Source organism: Paramagnetospirillum marisnigri (genome assembly GCF_001650715.1).
Classification (GTDB): Bacteria; Pseudomonadota; Alphaproteobacteria; order Rhodospirillales; family Magnetospirillaceae; genus Phaeospirillum; species Phaeospirillum marisnigri.
This window is the reverse complement of sequence record NZ_LWQT01000024.1, coordinates 1-632: the sequence shown is the minus strand read 5'-3', so window position 1 is coordinate 632 and position 632 is coordinate 1. Positions and strand designations below refer to the sequence as shown.

1 protein-coding gene is annotated in these 632 nt (G+C 66.5%); it reads left to right on the top strand.

The window, feature by feature from the left end:
• On the top strand, positions 1 to 632 hold a 632-nt coding region (locus A6A04_RS01560), incomplete at both ends, for a transposase (RefSeq protein ID WP_156612420.1).

Below are 632 nucleotides of genomic sequence, written 5' to 3'. Positions count from 1 at the left end.
CGACGTGGTGCTGAAATTCAAGATGCTGGTGCTGCAATCTCTGCACGGCCTGTCGTTGCAGCAGGTCTCCTATCTGGTTCGCGACCGGCTGAGTTGGATGCGTTTCTGCGGTCTTGGCCCCGGCGACGCGGTGCCGGACGCCAACACGCTGTGGGACTTTCGCGAGGCGTTGATCGCGGCCAAAGCCCTGGATGGAGTGTTCGGCCGCCTCGACCAGGCCATCAGCGCCGCCGGCTATCTGCCCATGTCGGGCCAGATCGTCGATGCCACCCTGGTGGCCGCCCCGCGCCAGCGCAACACCGACGGCGAGAAGGAGGCGATCAAGGCCGGCCAGACCGCCGGCGACATCTGGCCCGACAAGCCGGCCAAGGCGGCGCAGAAGGATGTGGACGCCCGCTGGACGATCAAGTTCGCCAAGGCCAAGCCCGCCTCCGATGGCACGCCCCGGATCGACATCGCGATCCCGACCTTCGGCTACAAGGCGCACATCTCGATCGACCGTCGCCACGGCGTGATCCGGCGCAGGATCGTCACCGACGCCGCTGCTCACGATGGTACTCGTCTCCGCGAGGGGCTGATCGATCCCAACAACACGGCTTCGGATGTTTGGGCCGACACCGCCTATCGCTCCG